Raw genomic sequence first — 19,040 nt, 5'->3', positions numbered from 1 at the left:
CTTAGCATAAAGCGGCCGAATTAAGCCATTACAATCGTCCTTAACCTTTGACAGCACCCACGGTAAGCCCTTTAATAAAATACTTCTGGAAGAAGGAATATACAAACACGATAGGTCCGATACCAATAACAGCCATCGCCATTCTTACCGTTTCTGTTGGAATATTGATTTCTACACCCTGTGCAGCCAAGGCAGCCATCGCCTGAGGACTTGCTGTCAGGAATTGAACATTCAGCATCGTCTTATACATTAGGTATTGTAAATTGACATGACCTTCGGGTGAGATAAAGATCAAACTAAGGTACCAATCATTCCAATAGGCCAGGGTCTGAAACAAACCTACTGTAGCTAACACTGGCATAGACAAAGGCAAAATAATTTGAACGAAGATCCGGAATTCTGGTGCCCCATCGATCTTAGCAGATTCGATTAAAGCTGGCGGTATGGTATTGGCAAAAAAGGTCCGTAAGATGATAACAAAGAAAGCAGAAACCAGCAGCGGCATAATTAGAATCCATAACGTATCCTTCATATGCATCATGCGCGTGTAGACCAGATACCAAGGCACAAGGCCCCCATTAAACAACATTGTAAAAAACATAAAAAATGAGAAGAAATTACGATGTGGAAAATCTCCACGTGAGATAGGGTAAGCGTACATAGCCATAATGATAAGACTCAGAATCGTGCCCACCACAGTCACAAATAACGAAACGGAAGCTGCATCGATAATTTGCCAATAATCTTTTAACAGAAATTCATAAGAAGAAATATCCCACTTGTTAGGAAAAAAGCTGTAGCCGTTCTGGATAACGGAATTCTCGTCCGAAAACGATACAATAACTACGAGGATCAGCGGCACCACACAAATCGCTGTGTATATCCAAAAGAATATATTAATTAGCAAATTAGATATATTAGATATTTCATTGGGTTGTCTTTGCCGTTTTGTGCGCTTTCCTGTACGCCGTGACGACCCTAATGCTGTTTCTGTCTGGCTCAACACTCCCACCTCCCTTTAAAATAAAGCATCATCTTTACTGATTCGCCGCACTGCAAGATTCGCTAAGAAAATCAATAGAAATCCTACAACAGATTGAACGAGACCCGCGGCTGAAGACATTCCTATATCACCGATTGCGAGGAAGGTTTGATATACATATGTGTCGATAACCTGCGTCGTCGAGTATAACGCTCCTGCATTTCTCGTAACCTGAAAGAATAATCCGAAGTCTGCGTTAAAAATCCTACCTATCTGCAGCAGCGTCATTACTATAATAACTGGGCTGATTAGCGGCAGTGTGATTTTTCGAATCTGCTTCCATTTAGAAGCTCCATCAATTAGTGCAGCCTCATAATATTCATTATCTATTCCAATAATAGCGGCCATATAAATAACCGTTGTATACCCAATCTCTTTCCATATCTTCACAATTACTAGAATCCCAGGCCAATATTTGGACTGTGAATACCATTCGATAGGATCTACCCCAAAGAACGGGAGTAATGTCTTGTTCATGAACCCATGCTCTGCACTCAGAAAGCCGTATACTAAGTAACTTACGACGACCCAAGAGAGAAAATAAGGGAGAAACATAGCGCTTTGATGGAATTTCGATAGCCATCTGCTGCGCATTTCGTTAAACATAATTGCGAAAGCCAGCGAAAAAAATAGCGTCAGTATAATAAACGCTGTATTATACAATAACGTATTCCTCGTAATGATCCAGGCCGTCTCCGTCGAGATTAAATATTTAAAGTTCGCTAACCCGACCCAATCACTACCCAGAATCCCTTTTTGGTAATTGATATCCTTAAATGCAATTACCGTCCCTAACATCGGTATGTAATTATTGATGATTAGAATCACTATCGCAGGTAACATCATCAAATAGAACACCCAATATTTCTTCATTACTCTAAGAAAATTCGGCGTTCTTCCCCTGCCTGGTTTCTTTACTTCTGACAAGCTGACGGAAGGATTCGTCACACTCATTTTTGGTTCCCCCATTCTCCATCATCCCATTCTTAAGCCCCAATTACTCTTGCTTGCCTAACGTTTTGTGTATCCTCCTTACACTCTAATTAAAACATATGATAATTTATGGGAGTATAGGGAACATATTATATTTCTATAAAAAAAGAGACGATTATCCTCGAAAATCGAGGAAAACCATCTCTTCAGCCTCTAATAGAGGCAAAAAATTTAATTAATCATAGCTTATGTACCTTAATCGCATTTATCACAGCCAAAGGCTGGTTGATAATCTTTGCTCTTTATCACAGCCAAAGGCTGGGCGATAATCTTTTCTCTTCATCACAGCCAAGGGCTGATTGATAATCTTTTCTCTTCATCACAGCTAAGGCTGGTTGATAATCTTTTCTCTTCATCACAGCTAAGGGCTGGTTGATAATCTTCGTACTTTATCACAGCCAAGGGCTGGTTGATAATCTTTTCTCTTCATCACAGCTAAGGACTGATCGATAATTCCTGCCTTAAATTAACTAGGCAATCGGTCCTTGTGTTCCCAGAGAGGCCCACATCCGTAGGTGTGGGACGGCCCCTATACTACGAAGAGGGGTGAGGGAGAAGGAACGGAGAGGAAGTTTGGAACTGTAGGAGCGTAGCGTTCGCCTTTATCCTCGGATTTCAACCGCTAATAGCGGTTTCTAATCAAGAAATCTGAGGATAACAGCGACCGGAAGTCCAAACATTCCTTGGAGCGACGCTAACCTCACCACTCAGCAGCTAACCTCACTGCACTTCGGTCCGGCATCGGTCGCGATACTCCTTAGGCGACATCCCTGTCTGCTTCTGAAATACCTTGGTAAAATAACGCCGCTCCTGATAGCCAACTCCCGAGCCAATCATCGTAATACTCTTATCGCTGTTAGTTAGCATAAACTTAGCAGCTTCAATTCGTTGTAGGGTCACGTATTCCACGAAAGTCATAGCAAAACGATTCTTAAACAAGAGACAGAAATAACTGCCACTAATCCCGATCTTATTCGCCACTTCCTCAATCCCAATATCAGAATGGAGATGTTCTGTGATGTACTTAGCTGCTTGGTTCATCAGCTGATCCGGTGTTTTTTTGCCAGAATCATCTTCACCTTCAGGGATTTCCTGAAAAATTGGAATGCTATTATACAGTTTATTCTTAAACTGCTTACTACGGATCTTAGCCCCAATCTCCCGTACCTTATTGCCAAGCTCTTCATAATGTATCGGCTTACAAATATACTCTTTAACACCTAGCCGAATCGCTTCCCGTGCATAATCAAACTCCTGATATCCGGTAAGAAGCAGCACCTCGCTATCCAATCCCATCTCCCGCAACTTACCGATAAAAGTTAACCCGTCCATCACTGGCATACGGATGTCACATAACACAAGATCAGGCTGTTTCTCCTCGGCAATACGCAAAGCATCCATTCCGCTTCGCGCCATACCGACAACCTCCATCCCCATCTCCTGCCAAGGCAACACCCTGTTCAGATTATTCAGAATTGGGGCTTCGTCATCAACCAATAATACTTTTAGCATAATGATCTTCCCCCTGCTCGTATTTAGGTATGACACATTGGATAATAGTACCATGACCTGGACTAGAACAGATAAATATTCCGTACCTGTCACCGTATTCAATGCGGATGCGATCTGCTACACTGCGAATACCAAGACCTCTGCGTTCAAGATTCATCCGGTTATCCCGTTCAGCCTTAACTTCTTGCTCCACAGGATCATTCACAATATATTGAAAAATAGCCAACTGAGAAGGTGTAATACCAATACCATTATCTTCAATACGTAAAATCAAATCCCCCTGCTTCTCCCAAACTTTCACAGAAACATGACCTTTGTAATCAATGCCCTCAAATCCATGTTGAATGCTGTTCTCTACAAGCGGTTGTAACGTGAGTTTAAGGATACCGCAACTCATCAATTCATTCGGAATATCGATCTCGTATTCGAACAAATCTTCAAAGCGGAATTTTTGTATATCCAAATAATTGCGTAAATGTTTAACTTCTTCATCCAGCGTAATCTCTTCCCGATCCTGAATGCTGATTCGCAAAATACTAGCCAGCCTGTAGACCATCTCACTAACTTTTTTGCCTTCATTCTGAATAGCGAGAACATTGATTGATTCTAATGTATTGAATAAAAAATGTGGTTTAATCTGTGCCTGCAGAACACGCATCTCAGCTTGATTCTTGCGACGCTGCTCCACATGAATTCTGTTAAACAATCCATTGATTTTATCCATAAGATCATTAAAACCCTTAGCAAGCAGCGTTAGCTCATCATTCCCTTTAACTTCTACCCTAGTGGTCAGATCTCCGTCTTCAACCCGGCGCATAAAACGAACAATGACAGCGATGCCGCCGGTAATCCGGTTCATAAAAAATAAATTGAAGATCACAGCTGCCAATAAGCAAAGGAAAATCACAGCGACGAACCAGCGAGCAAATACTGTAACTTCATGAGACAACGTATCCCAAGAAGTCACAGATACCAGACTCCATGGATAGTCCTTCAAATGATACATGGAAAGAATGCTTTTCTCCCCGTTGTACTCTGTTTTGAAACTCTGAAACCCTTTTTTAAAGGTAATCTCTTTATCCGCGAAAGACTGGAAGTCCTGTCCATCCAGCTTTTGATCTGGGTCAAAAAGAATCATTCCATCATCATTTACAAGCATAAAGGAAACATCCTGATTGCTATCCCCAATTTTTAAATTGCGAAATATGGATTCGAACTCCCAATTCTTGATCTGCACAACTAGGATACCTATGTTCTGAAAGAAGCTCAATTCCTTCACTAGCCGAATTTGTGTAAACACAGGTTCAGTACCCGTAAGCTCGGGATACTCGTGAGGAGCCAGCCATTTCGGCACACCATTTAAGTCCATAACTTCCTGGTACAGATCACTTTTTTTGAATGTATCATAGGGTAGCGTTCGGAAATTTTCCTTGTTAAAAAGCGACACGATTTCAGAGTTACCTCTACCGTTAAAATTGTACAAAAATGCATAACTGATCGATGGATGATTAAACAACAGACTACGGAAATTGCGCTGGCTCGCATTCAGATTCAGTTGCTCAGCATCAGTCAAATCCTGGTTGTTAGGATCATCTGCACTAAGAGCCATATGAAACACCGAGGTAGCAATTCCGTTGTCTGTAACGTTATCCATATCTTTTAATACATTAGAAATACTGTAACTAATCGCTTTAAGTGAGTATTCCGACTGCTGGCTGTACTTTTTCTCAATAGAATTATAAGTCACAAAAAACATAAGCATGCCTAGAATAAATAAAGGAATGATAATCAGGCCCAAAAATGCCGTAAATAATTTATAGCGCAAATTCATCGGCTAGTGCTCCTGACTGAGAATAAAGTTATCCTTTTACGCCGCCCGCTGTTACACCTTCAATAATCTTCTCCTGAAGAATTGCATAAATGATAATTACCGGCAGTACGCTGAAGACGATACCGGCTGACATTTGTGCATAGTTCATCTGGTATTGATCCCGGAATTGGACCATACCTACTGGAAGCGTTCGCAGCTCGTCATTCGACAGGAAGTAGTTAGCTAGCAAGAACTCGTTCCAATTTCCCAGGAAATTAACAATGAATACAGTAACCATAGCCGGAACCGTTAGAGGTACAATAATTCTAGCAAAGATACCCGGTGCCTTCAAGCCATCCATGACCGCAGCTTCTTCTATTTCTCTAGGTAAATTTCGCATAAATGCTGCTAAAATAATGATGGTAAATGGAATCGCATTGGCGATATAAGGAATGATCAACGCCCAGTGGGTGTTCAGTATTCCTAACTTACGTACAATCGTATAAATCGGCAGCATTAAAGCATTATTCGGGATGAGCATTCCTACTAAAACCAGTGAGAACAAAATAGTATTCCATTTCCCCTGACGCATCCGCGTAACCGCAAAAGCAAACATAGACGCAAGCAGAATGGACACTACAGAGGCAAGGATCGAAATGTACAAACTGTTGAAAAAGTAAGTACTAATCTTGGCATTTACCCAAGCCTCCACGTAGTTATTGAAGACGAATTCCTTGGGGATGCCAAAAGGATTAAGCGCAATCTCATTATTATCCTTTTTCACAGATGAGAATAATACGAATAGGAAAGGAAACAGGATCACTAACAAATAGAATAAAAGGGCAATATGTGGCAGACTCTTTTTCAGGGCGCGTGGCATCAGTATTCAATCCTTTCTGTACGACGTGCAATCAGCAGCTGATAAAGGACTGTAACCACCAGTGTAAATGCAAAGATCAGGACAGCGATGGCATTTCCGTATCCATACTTAAAGTTCGTGATCGCATATTTAATCATGTATGTTGCCATTACATCGGTTGAACCTGCAGGTCCCCCCTTAGTCATAACGATGACGATATCCGCAGCTTTCATTGCTCCAGCAATGGATAGCATAATTACAACCGAGATGATCGGTACGATTAGTGGGAGCGTGATACGAGTAGCGCGTTGAAATCCAGTTGCGCCGTCAATGGCTGCAGCTTCATCCAATTCACCAGGAATAGCTAGAATCGCCGCTAGGACCATAACGATATAAAATCCAGTCCACTGCCAAGCATTCGTCAACAAAATAGAAAGCATTGCAAATCTTTCATCTGACAGCCAGTAAATAGGATTAATTCCTACTAGACTAAGGAGCTTATTAAAAAGTCCAATGTTGGGCTCATAGATAAACCCCCAGAGAATACCGATAACCGCTGTAGACATAATGGAAGGCATAAAGACTGCTGTCTTATATAAGCCCTTTAACTTCTTCACATTAGAAATTAATAATGAGAAGAATACGATCAACGGTACCTGTATACATACGGAGAAAAGAATAAACCAACCGTTGTTTTTAACGGATATCCAGAATCGTTCATCTCCTAGTGCTTTCTCATAATTACTTAATCCGGCTGATTTAACCGTCTCCGATACACCGTTCCAACTAGTAAAGCTGTAATAAATAGAACTAAAAATGGGGTAAATGAAAAACATCGTGAACAATATCAATGCTGGAAGAACGAAAAGGAAAAATACCACTGGATTTCTTAATGCTTTATTCATGACTACCTCCGGTTGCTTTGACATCTGGCGAATAGTGAATGCTTCAGATCAAGTGCAAACACATATTTTCTTTGATTTTAAAAATGTACCCTGGATTTAGCACCAGGGTACATTCAGTTTGCAGCTATTTATTCAACTGCTGCGTTTGCTTCTTCTTGTACCTTTTGCAAAGCTTCGCCCATTTTCTCAGGAGTCGTCTGATCGCCAATCAGTTTTTGAATTTGAATGTTACTGATTTCTGTAGTTACATCAGCTTGAACAAGAGAGTCAAATGCTGGGAACGAAGATTGTGAGTTGTTAAGTACACCTACGATTTCGCTCATCAGATCATCAGTAATATTCTCATTCAATACGTTTTGGTCAATCTTCATTGCTGGCAATACACCATCTTCAACAAGTCCGCGCAATTGCATTTCTTCATTAAATAAGTTTTTAATAAAAGATTTCACAGCAGCCAATTGACGTGGATCTTTCTCAGCAGATGCAGAGAAACCATAACCATTGTTCACATCGCGCATCAATGCAGTTTGGTCACCCGCTCCGCCTTCAACTGCTGGGATGTTGAAGAATCCAACTTTACCGATCAAACCTTCGCCAGATTGGCCCGTTTTAAATACGGAAGATTTCCAAGTACCATCATACAGCAGGATCGCTTCACCACTAGTGAATTGTGTTGTGTATTCAGCATATTCAAAGCCAAGTTCGCCTTTTTTGAAGTAGCCTTTATCAACCCATTCTTTGTATTTCGCAAATCCTTTTACTACATTTGGATCAGACCATTTAGCTTCGCCTGTTGCAAATTTAGCAGTTACATCCGGACCTGCATAACGTGACCACAGGTGGTTAGCTAACATAAGTGGTACCCAACCAGCTTTGGATGCACCAGCCAAAGGTACTTTTCCATCAGCCTTGATATCAGCCAATTGTTGTTCCAATTCAGCAAATGTTGTTGGAGCCTTCCAGCCCTTGCTTGTATAGTATTCTTTGTTATAGAAGAAACCTTCACCAGAACCACCGATTGGCAATCCATAGATTTTTCCTTCATAAGTGAAAGGATCAAGATTTGAGAATTTATCCTTAATTCCAAGTTCCTCAAGGATTGGAGTCAGGTCAAGTAATTTACCTTCTTTAGCATAGATCTTGGAGTCAGGGCTGCCGAACAGATCGAAGATTTCCGGTGGATTACCCGCAGCCATTTCACCACGCAATTTTTCTTTACGGTTTACATCTGAATCTACCCCATCGAGTTTAAAGGTCAGACCCGGTACATCCTCTTGTACTTTGTTAACTACTTCTTCGAGAATAGCCAGACGTTTCTGCTTGTCTGCACCGATTTGAGTGTGACGAATCGTCATTTCAAATGGCTCGTTATTTACCGGTTCTTCTGTTGCTGGAGCATTTGTAGCGGCTGAGTTAGTCGCGGTAGCGTTTCCATCTCCTTTGTTAGAAGACGCATTGTTGTTGCCTCCGCAACCAGTCAGTAAAGCTGATGATACGAAAATCAGGGACAATAGCAAAGTCATACTTTTTTTCATTTCTTGTGACCCTCCCTATATATTGATGTGCTTTACACTTCTTATTATAGAAAACAGACTTCATTATCGTAAGGTTAAGATTCATCCACTATAGGGATAAAAATCTCTAATGTAAGCGGAATCAACTACACGATAAGTTATATTTTATAACATTAAAATGTTAAAACGCTTTATTCATTTGTTTTTCTCATCACAAAAGTTTGTTTCTCTTTAAAAACATTTAATTAAAATATAAAATTAGTCATATTACCTGACATATTCATTTATTATCTACCCCATAAACCACGTGTAACTATAGCATGTCTTTATTAGGAATAATATAAAATTCCCCCTCAGAGGAGCTTTAACCCCTCCCTTTTTACTTCCTCATAACAAAAAACCGCACCTTCAGTGATGATCAACCACTGAGGGTACGGTCTCTCTTAAAAATAGATTTCTATTATACCAATGCCGTTTGCTTACGACCTTCTTCGACCAAGCGGTATGCCCGTTGCACTTCTTCTTCTGTTGGAGAAGGTACTCCATCCAGTTCATAAGCTTTGCCGAGCATTTCCCATTTATAGATACCCATCTGATGATAAGGTAAGATTTCGAATTTCTCGACGCCATTTAAGGTTCCAATATAACGACCTAAGTTAATGAGATCCTCTTCACGATCATGAATACCAGGAACATATACATGTCGGATCCACATCTTACGATTATGGTCTGAGAGCCAGCGTGCAAGCTTCAAAGTTCGATCATTGGATTTACCGGTTAATTTGATATGCGCTTCTTCATCAATATGCTTCAGATCAAGCATAACCAAATCTGTTACATCCAATAAGTCATTAATCTTGTCACCTTCGTTGTAACCATTACTGTCTAATGTGGTGTGCAAATTCCAACGCTTCTTCACTTCCGTAAATAACTGCTTTACAAATTGCGCCTGCAAGGTTGGTTCTCCACCGGATACAGTTAACCCGCCACCGGATGAACGATAGTAGTTTATATATGGCTCGATTTCCGAAAGCACTTCTTCTAGAGTCATTTCTTTACCTTCATCTAAAGCCCAGGTATCAGGGTTATGGCAATACTGACATTTCAGCAAGCAGCCTTGCATAAATAAGACAAATCGAATACCAGGTCCATCAACGGTTCCAAAGGTTTCCAAAGAATGTATGCGACCTTTAATCATAGGATGTCATCCTTTCGCCACGCCAGACTAACAGTCCCTTTTTCAACGATGAAGATCCCTGTCCTTGAGACTGTCATATCCCTATATCGCGGCAATAAAATTTAAAATTTTAACAATTCTCAAACAAGATATTACCGCCCTTGAGACAAGGGCGGTATCTTCCTTGCAATTATTTCAATAGTAGTACTAATTCAAAGATCTTCATGACAGGAACAAATTACATCGAACCGTGGAATGTACGGTTGATTACATCCATTTGTTGTTCACGAGTCAGCTTGATGAAGTTAACTGCATAACCGGATACACGGATAGTCAATTGTGGATAGTTCTCTGGGTGCTCCATAGCGTCCATCAGCTGTTCACGGTTAAATACGTTAACATTCAAATGCTGAGCGTTGTTATGGAAGTATCCATCCATCATGTGTACCAGGTTAGACTTACGGGAATCCTCGTCTTTACCAAGTGCCTTAGGTACGATGGAGAACGTATTAGAGATACCATCTTGTGCATCGGAGTAAGGCAGTTTAGCTACAGAGTTCAGGGAAGCCAAGGCGCCTTTCTTGTCACGTCCGTGCATTGGGTTAGCACCTGGTGCGAAAGGTTCACCTTTCTTACGTCCGTCAGGTGTAGTACCTGTCTTCTTACCGTACACTACATTCGAAGTAATGGTCAGTACCGATTGAGTCGGCACAGAATCACGATATGTTTTGTTTTTACGGATCATAGTCATGAAGGTTTCAACCAATTCTACTGCGATGCTGTCAACAGCATCGTCATTGTTACCGTAGCAAGGGAATTCGCCTTCGGTTTCGAAATCGATCGCAATACCTTGTTCGTTACGAATAGGTTTTACTTTGGCGTATTTAATTGCGCTTAGTGAGTCAGCTGCAACGGACAGCCCAGCAATACCACAAGCCATCGTACGCAGAATGTCACGGTCATGCAGCGCCATTTCGATACGTTCGTAAGAATATTTGTCATGCATATAGTGAATGATGTTCAAAGTGTTAACATAAGTCTTAGCCAACCACTCCATCATCGGTTTGAAACGTTTCATTACTTCGTCATAATCCAGATATTCAGAAGTGATCGCTGGGAATTCCGGTCCAACTTGTGCTCCGGATTTTTCATCTACACCACCATTGATAGCATACAGTAATGCTTTTGCCAGGTTGGCACGAGCACCGAAGAACTGCATTTGTTTACCGATACGCATTGGAGATACGCAGCAAGCAATCGCATAATCTTCACCCCAGTATGGACGCATTACATCGTCATTTTCATACTGAATTGCACTAGTTTCGATGGAAACCTTAGCACAATATTTTTTGAAGGCTTCAGGCAATTTTTCGGACCACAGTACAGTTAAGTTTGGTTCCGGAGCTGGACCCAAGTTGTACAGGGTGTTCAAGAAACGGAAGCTGTTCTTAGTAACACGAGTTGTTCCGTCTTCAGCCATACCACCGATGGATTCAGTTACCCATGTTGGGTCGCCGGAGAACAGATCATTATAGTCAGGTGTACGCAAGAATTTCACGATACGCAGTTTCATTACGAAATGATCGACGATTTCTTGTACTTGTTCTTCAGTCAAAGTACCTTCAGCAATATCGCGTTCTGCATAGATGTCCAGGAAAGAGGACACACGGCCCAGGGACATCGCCGCACCATTTTGCTCTTTAACTGCTGCCAGATATCCGAAGTATACCCATTGAGTAGCTTCTTTGAAGTTGGTCGCCGGTCTGGAAATATCCATACCATGAGCAGCTGCCATTTCTTTTAATTCGCCAAGTGCACGAATTTGCTCGGACAGCTCTTCACGCAAACGAATGATATCTTCAGTCATGGAATCTACTTCAAGCTCAGTTTGTTGTTGTTTTTTGTCTTTAATGAGGAAATCAATACCGTACAGAGCAATGCGGCGGTAGTCGCCGATGATGCGTCCGCGGCCGTAAGCATCAGGAAGACCTGTAATTACGCCGGATTTACGCACAGCTCTCATGTCTGGTGTATATGCATCAAATACGCCTTGGTTATGCGTTTTGCGAATGTTCGTAAACATGTCAACGATGTTTTGTGGAAGCTCGAAGCCATAAGCCTTCGTAGCATCAACCATCATCTTGATCCCGCCGAATGGCTGGATGGAACGTTTAAAAGGAGCATCAGTCTGTACGCCTACAATTTGTTCCTTGTCCTTGTCAATGTAGCCTGGAGCATGTGAAGTGATTGTGGAGACAGTATCTAGGGAAACATCCCATACGCCGCCTCTTTCTCTTTCTTCCTTGCTCAATTGGGAAATAATCTTCCACAGTTCAGTTGTGTTACTAGTAGGTCCTACGAGGAATTCTTCGCTTCCTTCATAAGGCTTAATGTTGCTTGCGATAAAGTTGTTAACGTCAACTTTTCTGGACCATTTACCTTTTGCAAAACTTCTCCAACCGGATTTCACTTCTTGTACATCTTTTTCAATCACCGACATGCTAAATCCCTCCATCTATATTTATATTATATTTGTAGAGATCGCGGGCTTGAAGGTTGATCCCGTGTCTCGTGATCCCAAGAAAAATATGGTTGTTCGAAAATTCACAATCATTGTTCCATATATGGGACCGTTGTTTATATAAACATTTTAGTTTATTTTCTATAAATAGACTGTGACAAATATCACCTTTCCGGTGATATTTGTCACTTATATCTAATCCACAACCATCCTATTATCTACTTAACCAAATATTAATTATCAAATCTTCCGTAGAAAGCATTACGATATACATCTGCGAGTTCAGATACCAGCGGCAGCTTAGGATTGGCAGTTGTACATTGATCTTCAAATGCACGGTCAGCCAAGTAATCTACATGGGATTCAAAATCCTTAGGATCAAAGCCCAATTGTTGGAAGGATTCTTCGATACCCAGTTTTTTGTTCATGTCGCGAATAGCATTGATCAGGCTAGTTACACCTTCTTCAGTTGTGCGAGCTGGCAATCCCAGAATACGGGCGATTTCTGCATAACGCTCGTCAGCTACGAAGTGTGAATATTTAGGGAACGAAGCGAACTTCGTAGGTTTCTTAGCATTGTAACGAATAACGTGTGGCATAAGGATCGCATTAGTACGACCGTGAGCAGTGTGATATTGACCGCCCCATTTATGCGCCAAGCTGTGGTTAATACCCAGGAAAGCATTAGCAAAGGCCATACCAGCAAGTGTTGATGCGTTATGCATTTTTTCACGGGCAACTCTGTCGCCTTCAAGAGCCGATTTTTCAAGGTATTGGAATACCAATTGGATTGCTTTAATTGCCAGACCATCCGTGTAGTCACTCGCCATAACAGATACATAAGCTTCGATGGCATGTGTCAATACGTCCATACCTGTATCAGCTACAGCAGTTTTTGGCAAGCTATATACGAACTCTGGATCAATGATAGCTACGTCTGGAGTTAGCTCGTAGTCAGCCAAAGGATATTTAGTGTGTTGTTCAGTTGTTTTATCGGTAATAACTGCGAAAGATGTTACTTCCGAACCTGTACCCGAAGTAGTTGGAATCGCTACAAACTTAGCTTTGTTTCCAAGTTTAGGGAATTTGTAAACCCGTTTACGGATATCCATGAATTTTTGTTTCAGACCATTAAAGTCTGCGTCTGGATGTTCATAGAATAACCACATTCCTTTTGCAGCATCCATTGGGGAACCACCACCAAGTGCGATGATGCAGTCCGGTTGGAATCTGTTCATCATTGCTGTACCTTTTTCAACTGTAGTTGTCGATGGATCTGGTTCAACTTCCGAGAACACTTCGATCGCTACAGGAGTTTGGCGTTGACGCAGGTAATGTTCAACTCTCTCAACATATCCAAGCTTAACCATCATTGGGTCAGTGATAATTGCGACACGTGTGATATCAGGCATTTTGGTCAGGTACTGAGTAGCGCCTTTTTCGAAATAGATCTTGTCAGGTACTTTAAACCATTGCATATTCACGGTACGACGATTCACCCTTTTCACGTTGATCAAATTGATTGCTGTAACGTTTTGCGACACGGAGTTACGACCATAAGATCCGCAGCCCAGCGTCAACGAAGGGATGTTAGTGTTATAGATATCGCCGATCGCACCATGAGTGGAAGGCGAGTTAACGAGAATACGTCCTGTTTGCAGACGGTTAGAGAACTTCATGATTACTTCTTCGTTGTTGGAGTGAATAGCCGAACTATGGCCCATACCACCAAATTCAACAACTTGTGCTGCGCGTTCAATACCTTGATCTGCGTTTTTAACTTTGTAGCAAGCAAGCACAGGACTCAATTTTTCAGCGGACAATGGATATTTAGTGCCTACACCTTCAAGTTCTGCTACCAGAATCTTAGTGCCGGCAGGAACTTGAATGCCGCACATTTCAGCAATTTTCACTGCGGATTGTCCAACGATTGCTGGATTAACCGCACATTTATCAACGTTCATAGCGCCGCTAGTAAGTTTGGCAGCTTCTTCTTTGTTAACAAAGTAGCAGCCATTAGCGATCATTTTCTTTTTCACTTGATCGAAGATTGGTTCTTCGATAATAACAGCTTGCTCGGAAGCACAGATCATACCATTATCAAATGTTTTGGAAAGAATGATGTCCGTTACGGCTTGATCGATATCCGCGCTCTTTTCGATGAATGCAGGTACGTTACCAGGACCTACGCCAAGAGCTGGTTTACCACAGCTATAAGCTGCTTTTACCATTGCAGAACCGCCTGTTGCGAGAATAAGTGCAACGTCAGGGTTGTTCATCAAAGCATTTGTTTTGTCCATCGTTGGCATTTCAATCCATTGGATACAGTTCTCAGGTGCGCCAGCTTTTACAGCCGCATCATGAAGAATTCTAGCAGCTGCTGCACTACACTCTTGCGCAGATGGGTGGAAACCGAATATAATAGGGTTCCGTGTCTTAATCGAAATCAACGCTTTAAACATCGTGGTGGATGTAGGGTTGGTTACCGGTGTGATACCCATTACAATTCCGACGGGCTCAGCAATTTTTTGGAAGCTTTCATAAGCATTGTCTTCAATAACGCCTACTGTTTTATCGTATTTAATTCCGTGCCAGATATATTCTGTCGAGAAGATGTTTTTAGTAATTTTGTCTTCGTAAACCCCGCGGCCAGTTTCTTCTACAGCCAATTTAGCGAGGTACATATGTTTGTCGAGTCCAGCCAACGCCATTGCATGAACGATTGTGTCAACTTGCTCTTGATCCAGCGCCATGAATGCCTCATGTGCTTTTTTCGCTTTATCCACCAAAGTCTGAATATACTCTTCAGCGGTAGTTTGTTTAACTTGGGCGGCGACTTCGTTCTTAACTGCCATCTCCCTCGTCCTCCTGTCAATTTTTAGGTTGTTTTTCTCTACACATTTATCTTATCACATCATTTCCACCTTGTATAGTGAAATCTTTCACAAAGTATAAAGTTTTTTTGATTTGTTTTCAAAGCGCTTTCATTCGATCATTTTATAGGTTTTTTACCATTATTTATGCTGTAATATCCCTTAAATCTAAAGTTTATGTTTAAAAAGACAAGAACCAATACCCATTTTCTACCTTTCCGCTCGCAAAAATATTTTAAAAATGCAAATCTATTTTTGTTGACACTCTATTTTTCCCATGACCCTCTAAAAAATAGTCGGAAACCATCCGTCGTGTTGATTTATAAAAATATCAATAATATAAACATAAAAAAACCGACTCCTAAAGGAGCCGGTTCTGTCCTTCCTTGCCTATTCTACTTTAATTGTATCGAAGAATTTCTCTTGCACTGTTTTTGCAGCAGCTTCAAGCTGTGTCTTGGAATCTGTTCCCTTTTTGGAGAACAGCTCTTGAATTACATTGGACATGGTTGCGTAGTAGTCCTGTGTATTGTATTGCGCTTCCGGTTTACCGTCCAGCAAGCCTAAAATATCAGGGCTGTATTGATATACATTTGTATATTTATCATACACAGCTTTTGTTTTCTTGCCGAAGTCAGAATCTGCAGAATAGTAATCTAAGAGCGGCGGAATAAAGTATTTGCCATCCGTTGTACGTTGTTGCAGAACCGCATCCAGTGCTTCTAGACCTTTATCGGAGAAGTAATCAAATGTAATATAACGGAATGCCATTTCTTGCTCGTCTGGTGTTGCATTTGGATTGATTACAAGGTAGTCACCACCAAGTACCCCAGTGTGTTTTCCGCCTTTTTCCATCGCAGGCATTGGATACGTAAGTACATCTTCTGGTTTCAGACCGCCTTGATTCAACGCTTGCTCAATAACACCGTCAGATCCAGCCATTACCATTGCTGTACGACTTTGTTGGAATGCGCCTACAGCATCACCCCAGCCCAGTGCCCAATCCTGAGGAATCGCGTTTGCTTCCCATCTAAGTTTCTTGTAGAAATCCAGCGCTTTAATCCCAGCCTCAGAATTAAAAGTAGCTACAACCTTACCGCCTTCAATCTTCTGAATTTCACCGCCAGCTTCGAACAGGAAGTTGGTCCAGTTCCAGCCTGCTTCATTCCCTTTACCCATTGGAGCAATACCGGAAATCCCTTTTTTGGTATCAGCTACGCCTTTCGCGGTATTCAGCATATCATCCCAAGTCCAATCCATAGATGGAACAGCAACGCCTTTTTCATCCAGCATTTTTTTGTTGATCATTGTGGTTGTTACATAACCCTTTTGAGTTACGCCGAATACTTTTCCGTCAATGATAAATTGGTTTTGGAGAACCGGGTTAATTTGATCCTTAAATTCGTATTTATTCCACAGATCCGTAATGTCAGCTACCCAGCCTTTTTCAACTAGGAATTTTGCTTCTGTAGCGTAAGTGTTAAAGAAGGTTGGAGCTTCATTCGCTGCCATTTTGATGCCGATTTCACTTACATTGTACTGCCAATCGTCTTTGACGATTTCAACATTCGGATACTCCTCTTGGAAACGTTTGATCTTGTCATCTTCCTGTGCTCTAACTTCGGTTAGGTCAGGGGTTGGATAGTGAATTTTGATGGTCACTTTTCTTTGTGTGATATCATCAGTTGGCGCTGCTGTAGCACTGCCAGCATTATCTGTTGCAGCATTCGTTGGCGCAGTAGTCGCTTCCCCTTCCTTGTTTCCTGTTGTGTTTCCGTTATTGTTGTTACCGCCGCATGCGGTTAACAATGATCCGGCCACAAGGAGGCTTAGTAGCACGCTAGAGTACTTACGCATTGAAACTCCCCTTTTCAATTCATAGTTATCTTACATATCGATCATAAAAGAGAAATCGTTTACAAACGAGGTGCATTTATATTCCTTTCATGTGCATGTTTACGATCCGTGACTAAATTCGTCGATCCGCGCTTATCCCTTAACTGCTGATAATGCAACGCCACGCATAATGAACTTTTGGAAGATCAGGAAGACAAGGATCGGCGGCAACGATACGATAAATAGGATAGCGAATTTAATATTCGTATTAAGTGCCTTTACATTAATAACGTATTTATAGATTGCTGTCGCGAGCGTATATTTCTCTTCACTGTGCATAACCAGAGATGGCCAGAACCAGTCATTCCATGCAGTAGAAAAGATAAAGATCGCCAGCGTAGCAAATATCGGAACCGACAATGGCACTGCAATGGAGAAAAAGCTTCTCGGCTCAGAGGAACCGTCGATCCGCGCGGCTTCAAAAATTTCAGGATGTATCCCATCAAAAAAGTTCTTTAGAAGTAGAAAATAGAATGTATTCGCACCAGCCGGCAGCCAAAAGGCAGCGTACTGATTCAGTAATCCGAGCTCTTTTAGATTGACAAAGTTGGGAATCATGTAGCTGGTCGCCGGAATAAACAATGTCATCAGGAAAAAGAAATAAATTGCCTTTCTGTAAGGAACATTCATACGAGAAATGCTGAAAGCAGACATTCCCAATACGACTAGTGTCACGACCATATTCCCCACAAAAATATAAATAGTGTTCTTAAGGAACATCAGCAGATCAATGTAGTTCATCGCTTCTTTAAGGTTGCTGAAGTGCCATTCCTGCGGGAAAAAATGCGGTGGGAATGAGTTCACCTCTTGATTCGATTTCAGTCCGTTAAATAACGTCATACAGATCGGATACAGCATGCTAAACACCATAATCAAAATAACCACGCACATCAAGCCATAAACGATCTTATTGCTTGTTTTTTTCAAATCATGTTCTGAGAGAATCCCTCTATCTGCGCTCTTCATCTTAGTTGTCCTCCTTGTTAAGCTTGAACTGTAAAATGCCCAAACCACCTAGGACTATGAACATTAGCATGCCAAGCGCAGTCGCTGTTCCATAATCGAGTCGCGTAAAAGCATATTTTACGATCAGCAGCGCATAGGTAAGCGTAGTATTATTCGGTCCACCATCAAGCAGCGCCATTTGTGACTGATACCCTTGTGAAGTCCCGATAATCTGTAATATAAACATCAAAATGATCAAATTACGTAGCGAAGGCAATGTGATGTACTTTATACGTGCCCACACACCCGCCCCATCAATCTCAGCTGCTTCATACCAATCCCGCGGAATGCTGAGTACAGCAGCCAAGTATATTAACATCCCTGATCCAAACTGCTGCCACGTCTCCATAAAAACAAGGGAAATCATCGACCACCTTGTATCTGTCAGGAAGGCAACCTGGTCCACACCAAGCGAGCTTAATACTGCATTGATTGGGCCCACAGGATCATAAAGCCATCTCCAGAGTCCATATAGCACCACACCAGGCATTACAAAAGGTAGGTAAGCCGCTACCCGTACAAAGCCCCCGAACCTTCTCAGCTCCGAGATCATAATAGCAAAAGCAATCGGAACCCAGAACCCGATAATAAGACATAGAAGCATGTAATACCCTGTATTTTTTAACGCGGTCAAAACATCCGGATCACTAAGGGCTCTAGCATAGTTCTCAAAACCAACAAAGCTATTCCCTTTTACAAAATCAACATGGTAGAAGCTGTACAACAAGCCTTTAAAAATTGGCACCCACAAGAACATTACAAAAATAATCACAGCAGGTACGAGGAACATATATCCCCAAAAGTTTTTCTTCCAGCGGTTTTGCTTGTAAGGTGTACCCTTCAGCGCCGGCGGATTTTCGGATACAACTGCGGTTTGATTCATCAGGCTCCCTCATTCCATTTTTCTTTCAGCATTTTTCGCAAAATGCTTCC

Annotated in this window: 13 protein-coding genes; all 13 read right to left on the bottom strand. The window is 41.6% G+C overall.

Annotated features, from left to right (window positions below):
- Positions 1 to 40 precede the first annotated feature (40 nt).
- The 13 genes from MHH63_RS05900 to MHH63_RS05840 all read right to left on the bottom strand — a co-directional run bounded on the left by MHH63_RS05900 (position 41) and on the right by MHH63_RS05840 (position 18,897).
- Positions 41 to 1,003, bottom strand: a complete 963-nt coding sequence (locus tag MHH63_RS05900; protein ID WP_081387086.1) for a carbohydrate ABC transporter permease — start codon at positions 1,001 to 1,003, stop codon at positions 41 to 43.
- A 15-nt stretch (positions 1,004 to 1,018) separates the two neighbouring features.
- The gene (locus tag MHH63_RS05895) at positions 1,019 to 2,011 is read right to left on the bottom strand and encodes an ABC transporter permease (RefSeq protein ID WP_305953563.1); all 993 of its coding nucleotides are present in this window, start codon (positions 2,009 to 2,011) and stop codon (positions 1,019 to 1,021) included.
- A gap of 744 nt (positions 2,012 to 2,755) precedes the next feature.
- The gene (locus MHH63_RS05890) at positions 2,756 to 3,547 is read right to left on the bottom strand and encodes a response regulator transcription factor (protein WP_036682908.1); all 792 of its coding nucleotides are present in this window, start codon (positions 3,545 to 3,547) and stop codon (positions 2,756 to 2,758) included.
- Positions 3,525 to 5,378: a cache domain-containing sensor histidine kinase gene (locus tag MHH63_RS05885; protein ID WP_076129629.1), complete on the bottom strand. Its 1,854-nt coding sequence runs from the start codon at positions 5,376 to 5,378 to the stop codon at positions 3,525 to 3,527. Before MHH63_RS05885 ends, MHH63_RS05890 begins: the two co-directional genes overlap by 23 nt.
- Before the next feature lie 28 nt (positions 5,379 to 5,406).
- Complete coding sequence (locus MHH63_RS05880; RefSeq protein ID WP_036682912.1) at positions 5,407 to 6,237, bottom strand: carbohydrate ABC transporter permease; 831 nt, start codon at positions 6,235 to 6,237, stop codon at positions 5,407 to 5,409.
- Positions 6,237 to 7,121 carry a carbohydrate ABC transporter permease gene (locus MHH63_RS05875; RefSeq protein ID WP_036682917.1) on the bottom strand — a complete coding sequence of 295 codons (885 nt, stop codon included), beginning with the start codon at positions 7,119 to 7,121 and terminating at the stop codon, positions 6,237 to 6,239. Before MHH63_RS05875 ends, MHH63_RS05880 begins: the two co-directional genes overlap by 1 nt.
- A gap of 128 nt (positions 7,122 to 7,249) precedes the next feature.
- A complete protein-coding gene (locus MHH63_RS05870) occupies positions 7,250 to 8,656 on the bottom strand; it encodes an extracellular solute-binding protein (RefSeq protein WP_076129628.1) in 1,407 nt (468 codons plus the stop codon).
- Between the two features lie 439 nt (positions 8,657 to 9,095).
- A complete protein-coding gene (gene pflA / locus MHH63_RS05865) occupies positions 9,096 to 9,833 on the bottom strand; it encodes a pyruvate formate-lyase-activating protein (RefSeq protein ID WP_036682920.1) in 738 nt (245 codons plus the stop codon).
- Between the two features lie 217 nt (positions 9,834 to 10,050).
- Complete coding sequence (gene pflB / locus MHH63_RS05860) at positions 10,051 to 12,312, bottom strand: formate C-acetyltransferase (RefSeq protein WP_076129627.1); 2,262 nt, start codon at positions 12,310 to 12,312, stop codon at positions 10,051 to 10,053.
- A 254-nt stretch (positions 12,313 to 12,566) separates the two neighbouring features.
- Positions 12,567 to 15,188, bottom strand: a complete 2,622-nt coding sequence (gene adhE, locus MHH63_RS05855) for a bifunctional acetaldehyde-CoA/alcohol dehydrogenase (RefSeq protein WP_036682925.1) — start codon at positions 15,186 to 15,188, stop codon at positions 12,567 to 12,569.
- A gap of 408 nt (positions 15,189 to 15,596) precedes the next feature.
- Positions 15,597 to 17,063 (bottom strand): ABC transporter substrate-binding protein, encoded by a 1,467-nt coding sequence (locus MHH63_RS05850; RefSeq protein ID WP_076129626.1) that lies wholly within the window; start codon positions 17,061 to 17,063, stop codon positions 15,597 to 15,599.
- A 132-nt stretch (positions 17,064 to 17,195) separates the two neighbouring features.
- On the bottom strand, positions 17,196 to 18,068 hold the full coding sequence (locus MHH63_RS05845; RefSeq protein WP_036682930.1) for a carbohydrate ABC transporter permease: 873 nt from the start codon (positions 18,066 to 18,068) through the stop codon (positions 17,196 to 17,198).
- A gap of 1 nt (position 18,069) precedes the next feature.
- Positions 18,070 to 18,897 (bottom strand): carbohydrate ABC transporter permease, encoded by an 828-nt coding sequence (locus tag MHH63_RS05840; protein ID WP_370510708.1) that lies wholly within the window; start codon positions 18,895 to 18,897, stop codon positions 18,070 to 18,072.
- Positions 18,898 to 19,040: the final 143 nt, after the last annotated feature.

Source organism: Paenibacillus sp. FSL H3-0310 (assembly GCF_038002785.1).
Classification (GTDB): domain Bacteria; phylum Bacillota; class Bacilli; order Paenibacillales; family Paenibacillaceae; genus Paenibacillus_AQ; species Paenibacillus_AQ odorifer.
Note: the sequence above shows the minus strand (reverse complement) of the source record. Positions and strands in the feature narration are given on the sequence as shown.

Bases quoted from the DNA above. Each gene is read 5' to 3' on its own strand.
- MHH63_RS05895 (WP_305953563.1), bottom strand. From the start codon at position 2,011: ATGGGGGAACCAAAAATGAGTGTGACGAATCCTTCCGTCAGCTTGTCA.
- pflA (WP_036682920.1), bottom strand. From the start codon at position 9,833: ATGATTAAAGGTCGCATACATTCTTTGGAAACCTTTGGAACCGTTGAT.
- MHH63_RS05890 (WP_036682908.1), bottom strand. From the start codon at position 3,547: ATGCTAAAAGTATTATTGGTTGATGACGAAGCCCCAATTCTGAATAAT.
- MHH63_RS05845 (WP_036682930.1), bottom strand. From the start codon at position 18,068: ATGAAGAGCGCAGATAGAGGGATTCTCTCAGAACATGATTTGAAAAAA.
- MHH63_RS05875 (WP_036682917.1), bottom strand. From the start codon at position 7,121: ATGAATAAAGCATTAAGAAATCCAGTGGTATTTTTCCTTTTCGTTCTT.
- MHH63_RS05885 (WP_076129629.1), bottom strand. From the start codon at position 5,378: ATGAATTTGCGCTATAAATTATTTACGGCATTTTTGGGCCTGATTATC.
- adhE (WP_036682925.1), bottom strand. From the start codon at position 15,188: ATGGCAGTTAAGAACGAAGTCGCCGCCCAAGTTAAACAAACTACCGCT.
- MHH63_RS05870 (WP_076129628.1), bottom strand. From the start codon at position 8,656: ATGAAAAAAAGTATGACTTTGCTATTGTCCCTGATTTTCGTATCATCA.
- MHH63_RS05850 (WP_076129626.1), bottom strand. From the start codon at position 17,063: ATGCGTAAGTACTCTAGCGTGCTACTAAGCCTCCTTGTGGCCGGATCA.
- MHH63_RS05840 (WP_370510708.1), bottom strand. From the start codon at position 18,897: ATGTTCCTCGTACCTGCTGTGATTATTTTTGTAATGTTCTTGTGGGTG.
- pflB (WP_076129627.1), bottom strand. From the start codon at position 12,312: ATGTCGGTGATTGAAAAAGATGTACAAGAAGTGAAATCCGGTTGGAGA.
- MHH63_RS05880 (WP_036682912.1), bottom strand. From the start codon at position 6,237: ATGCCACGCGCCCTGAAAAAGAGTCTGCCACATATTGCCCTTTTATTC.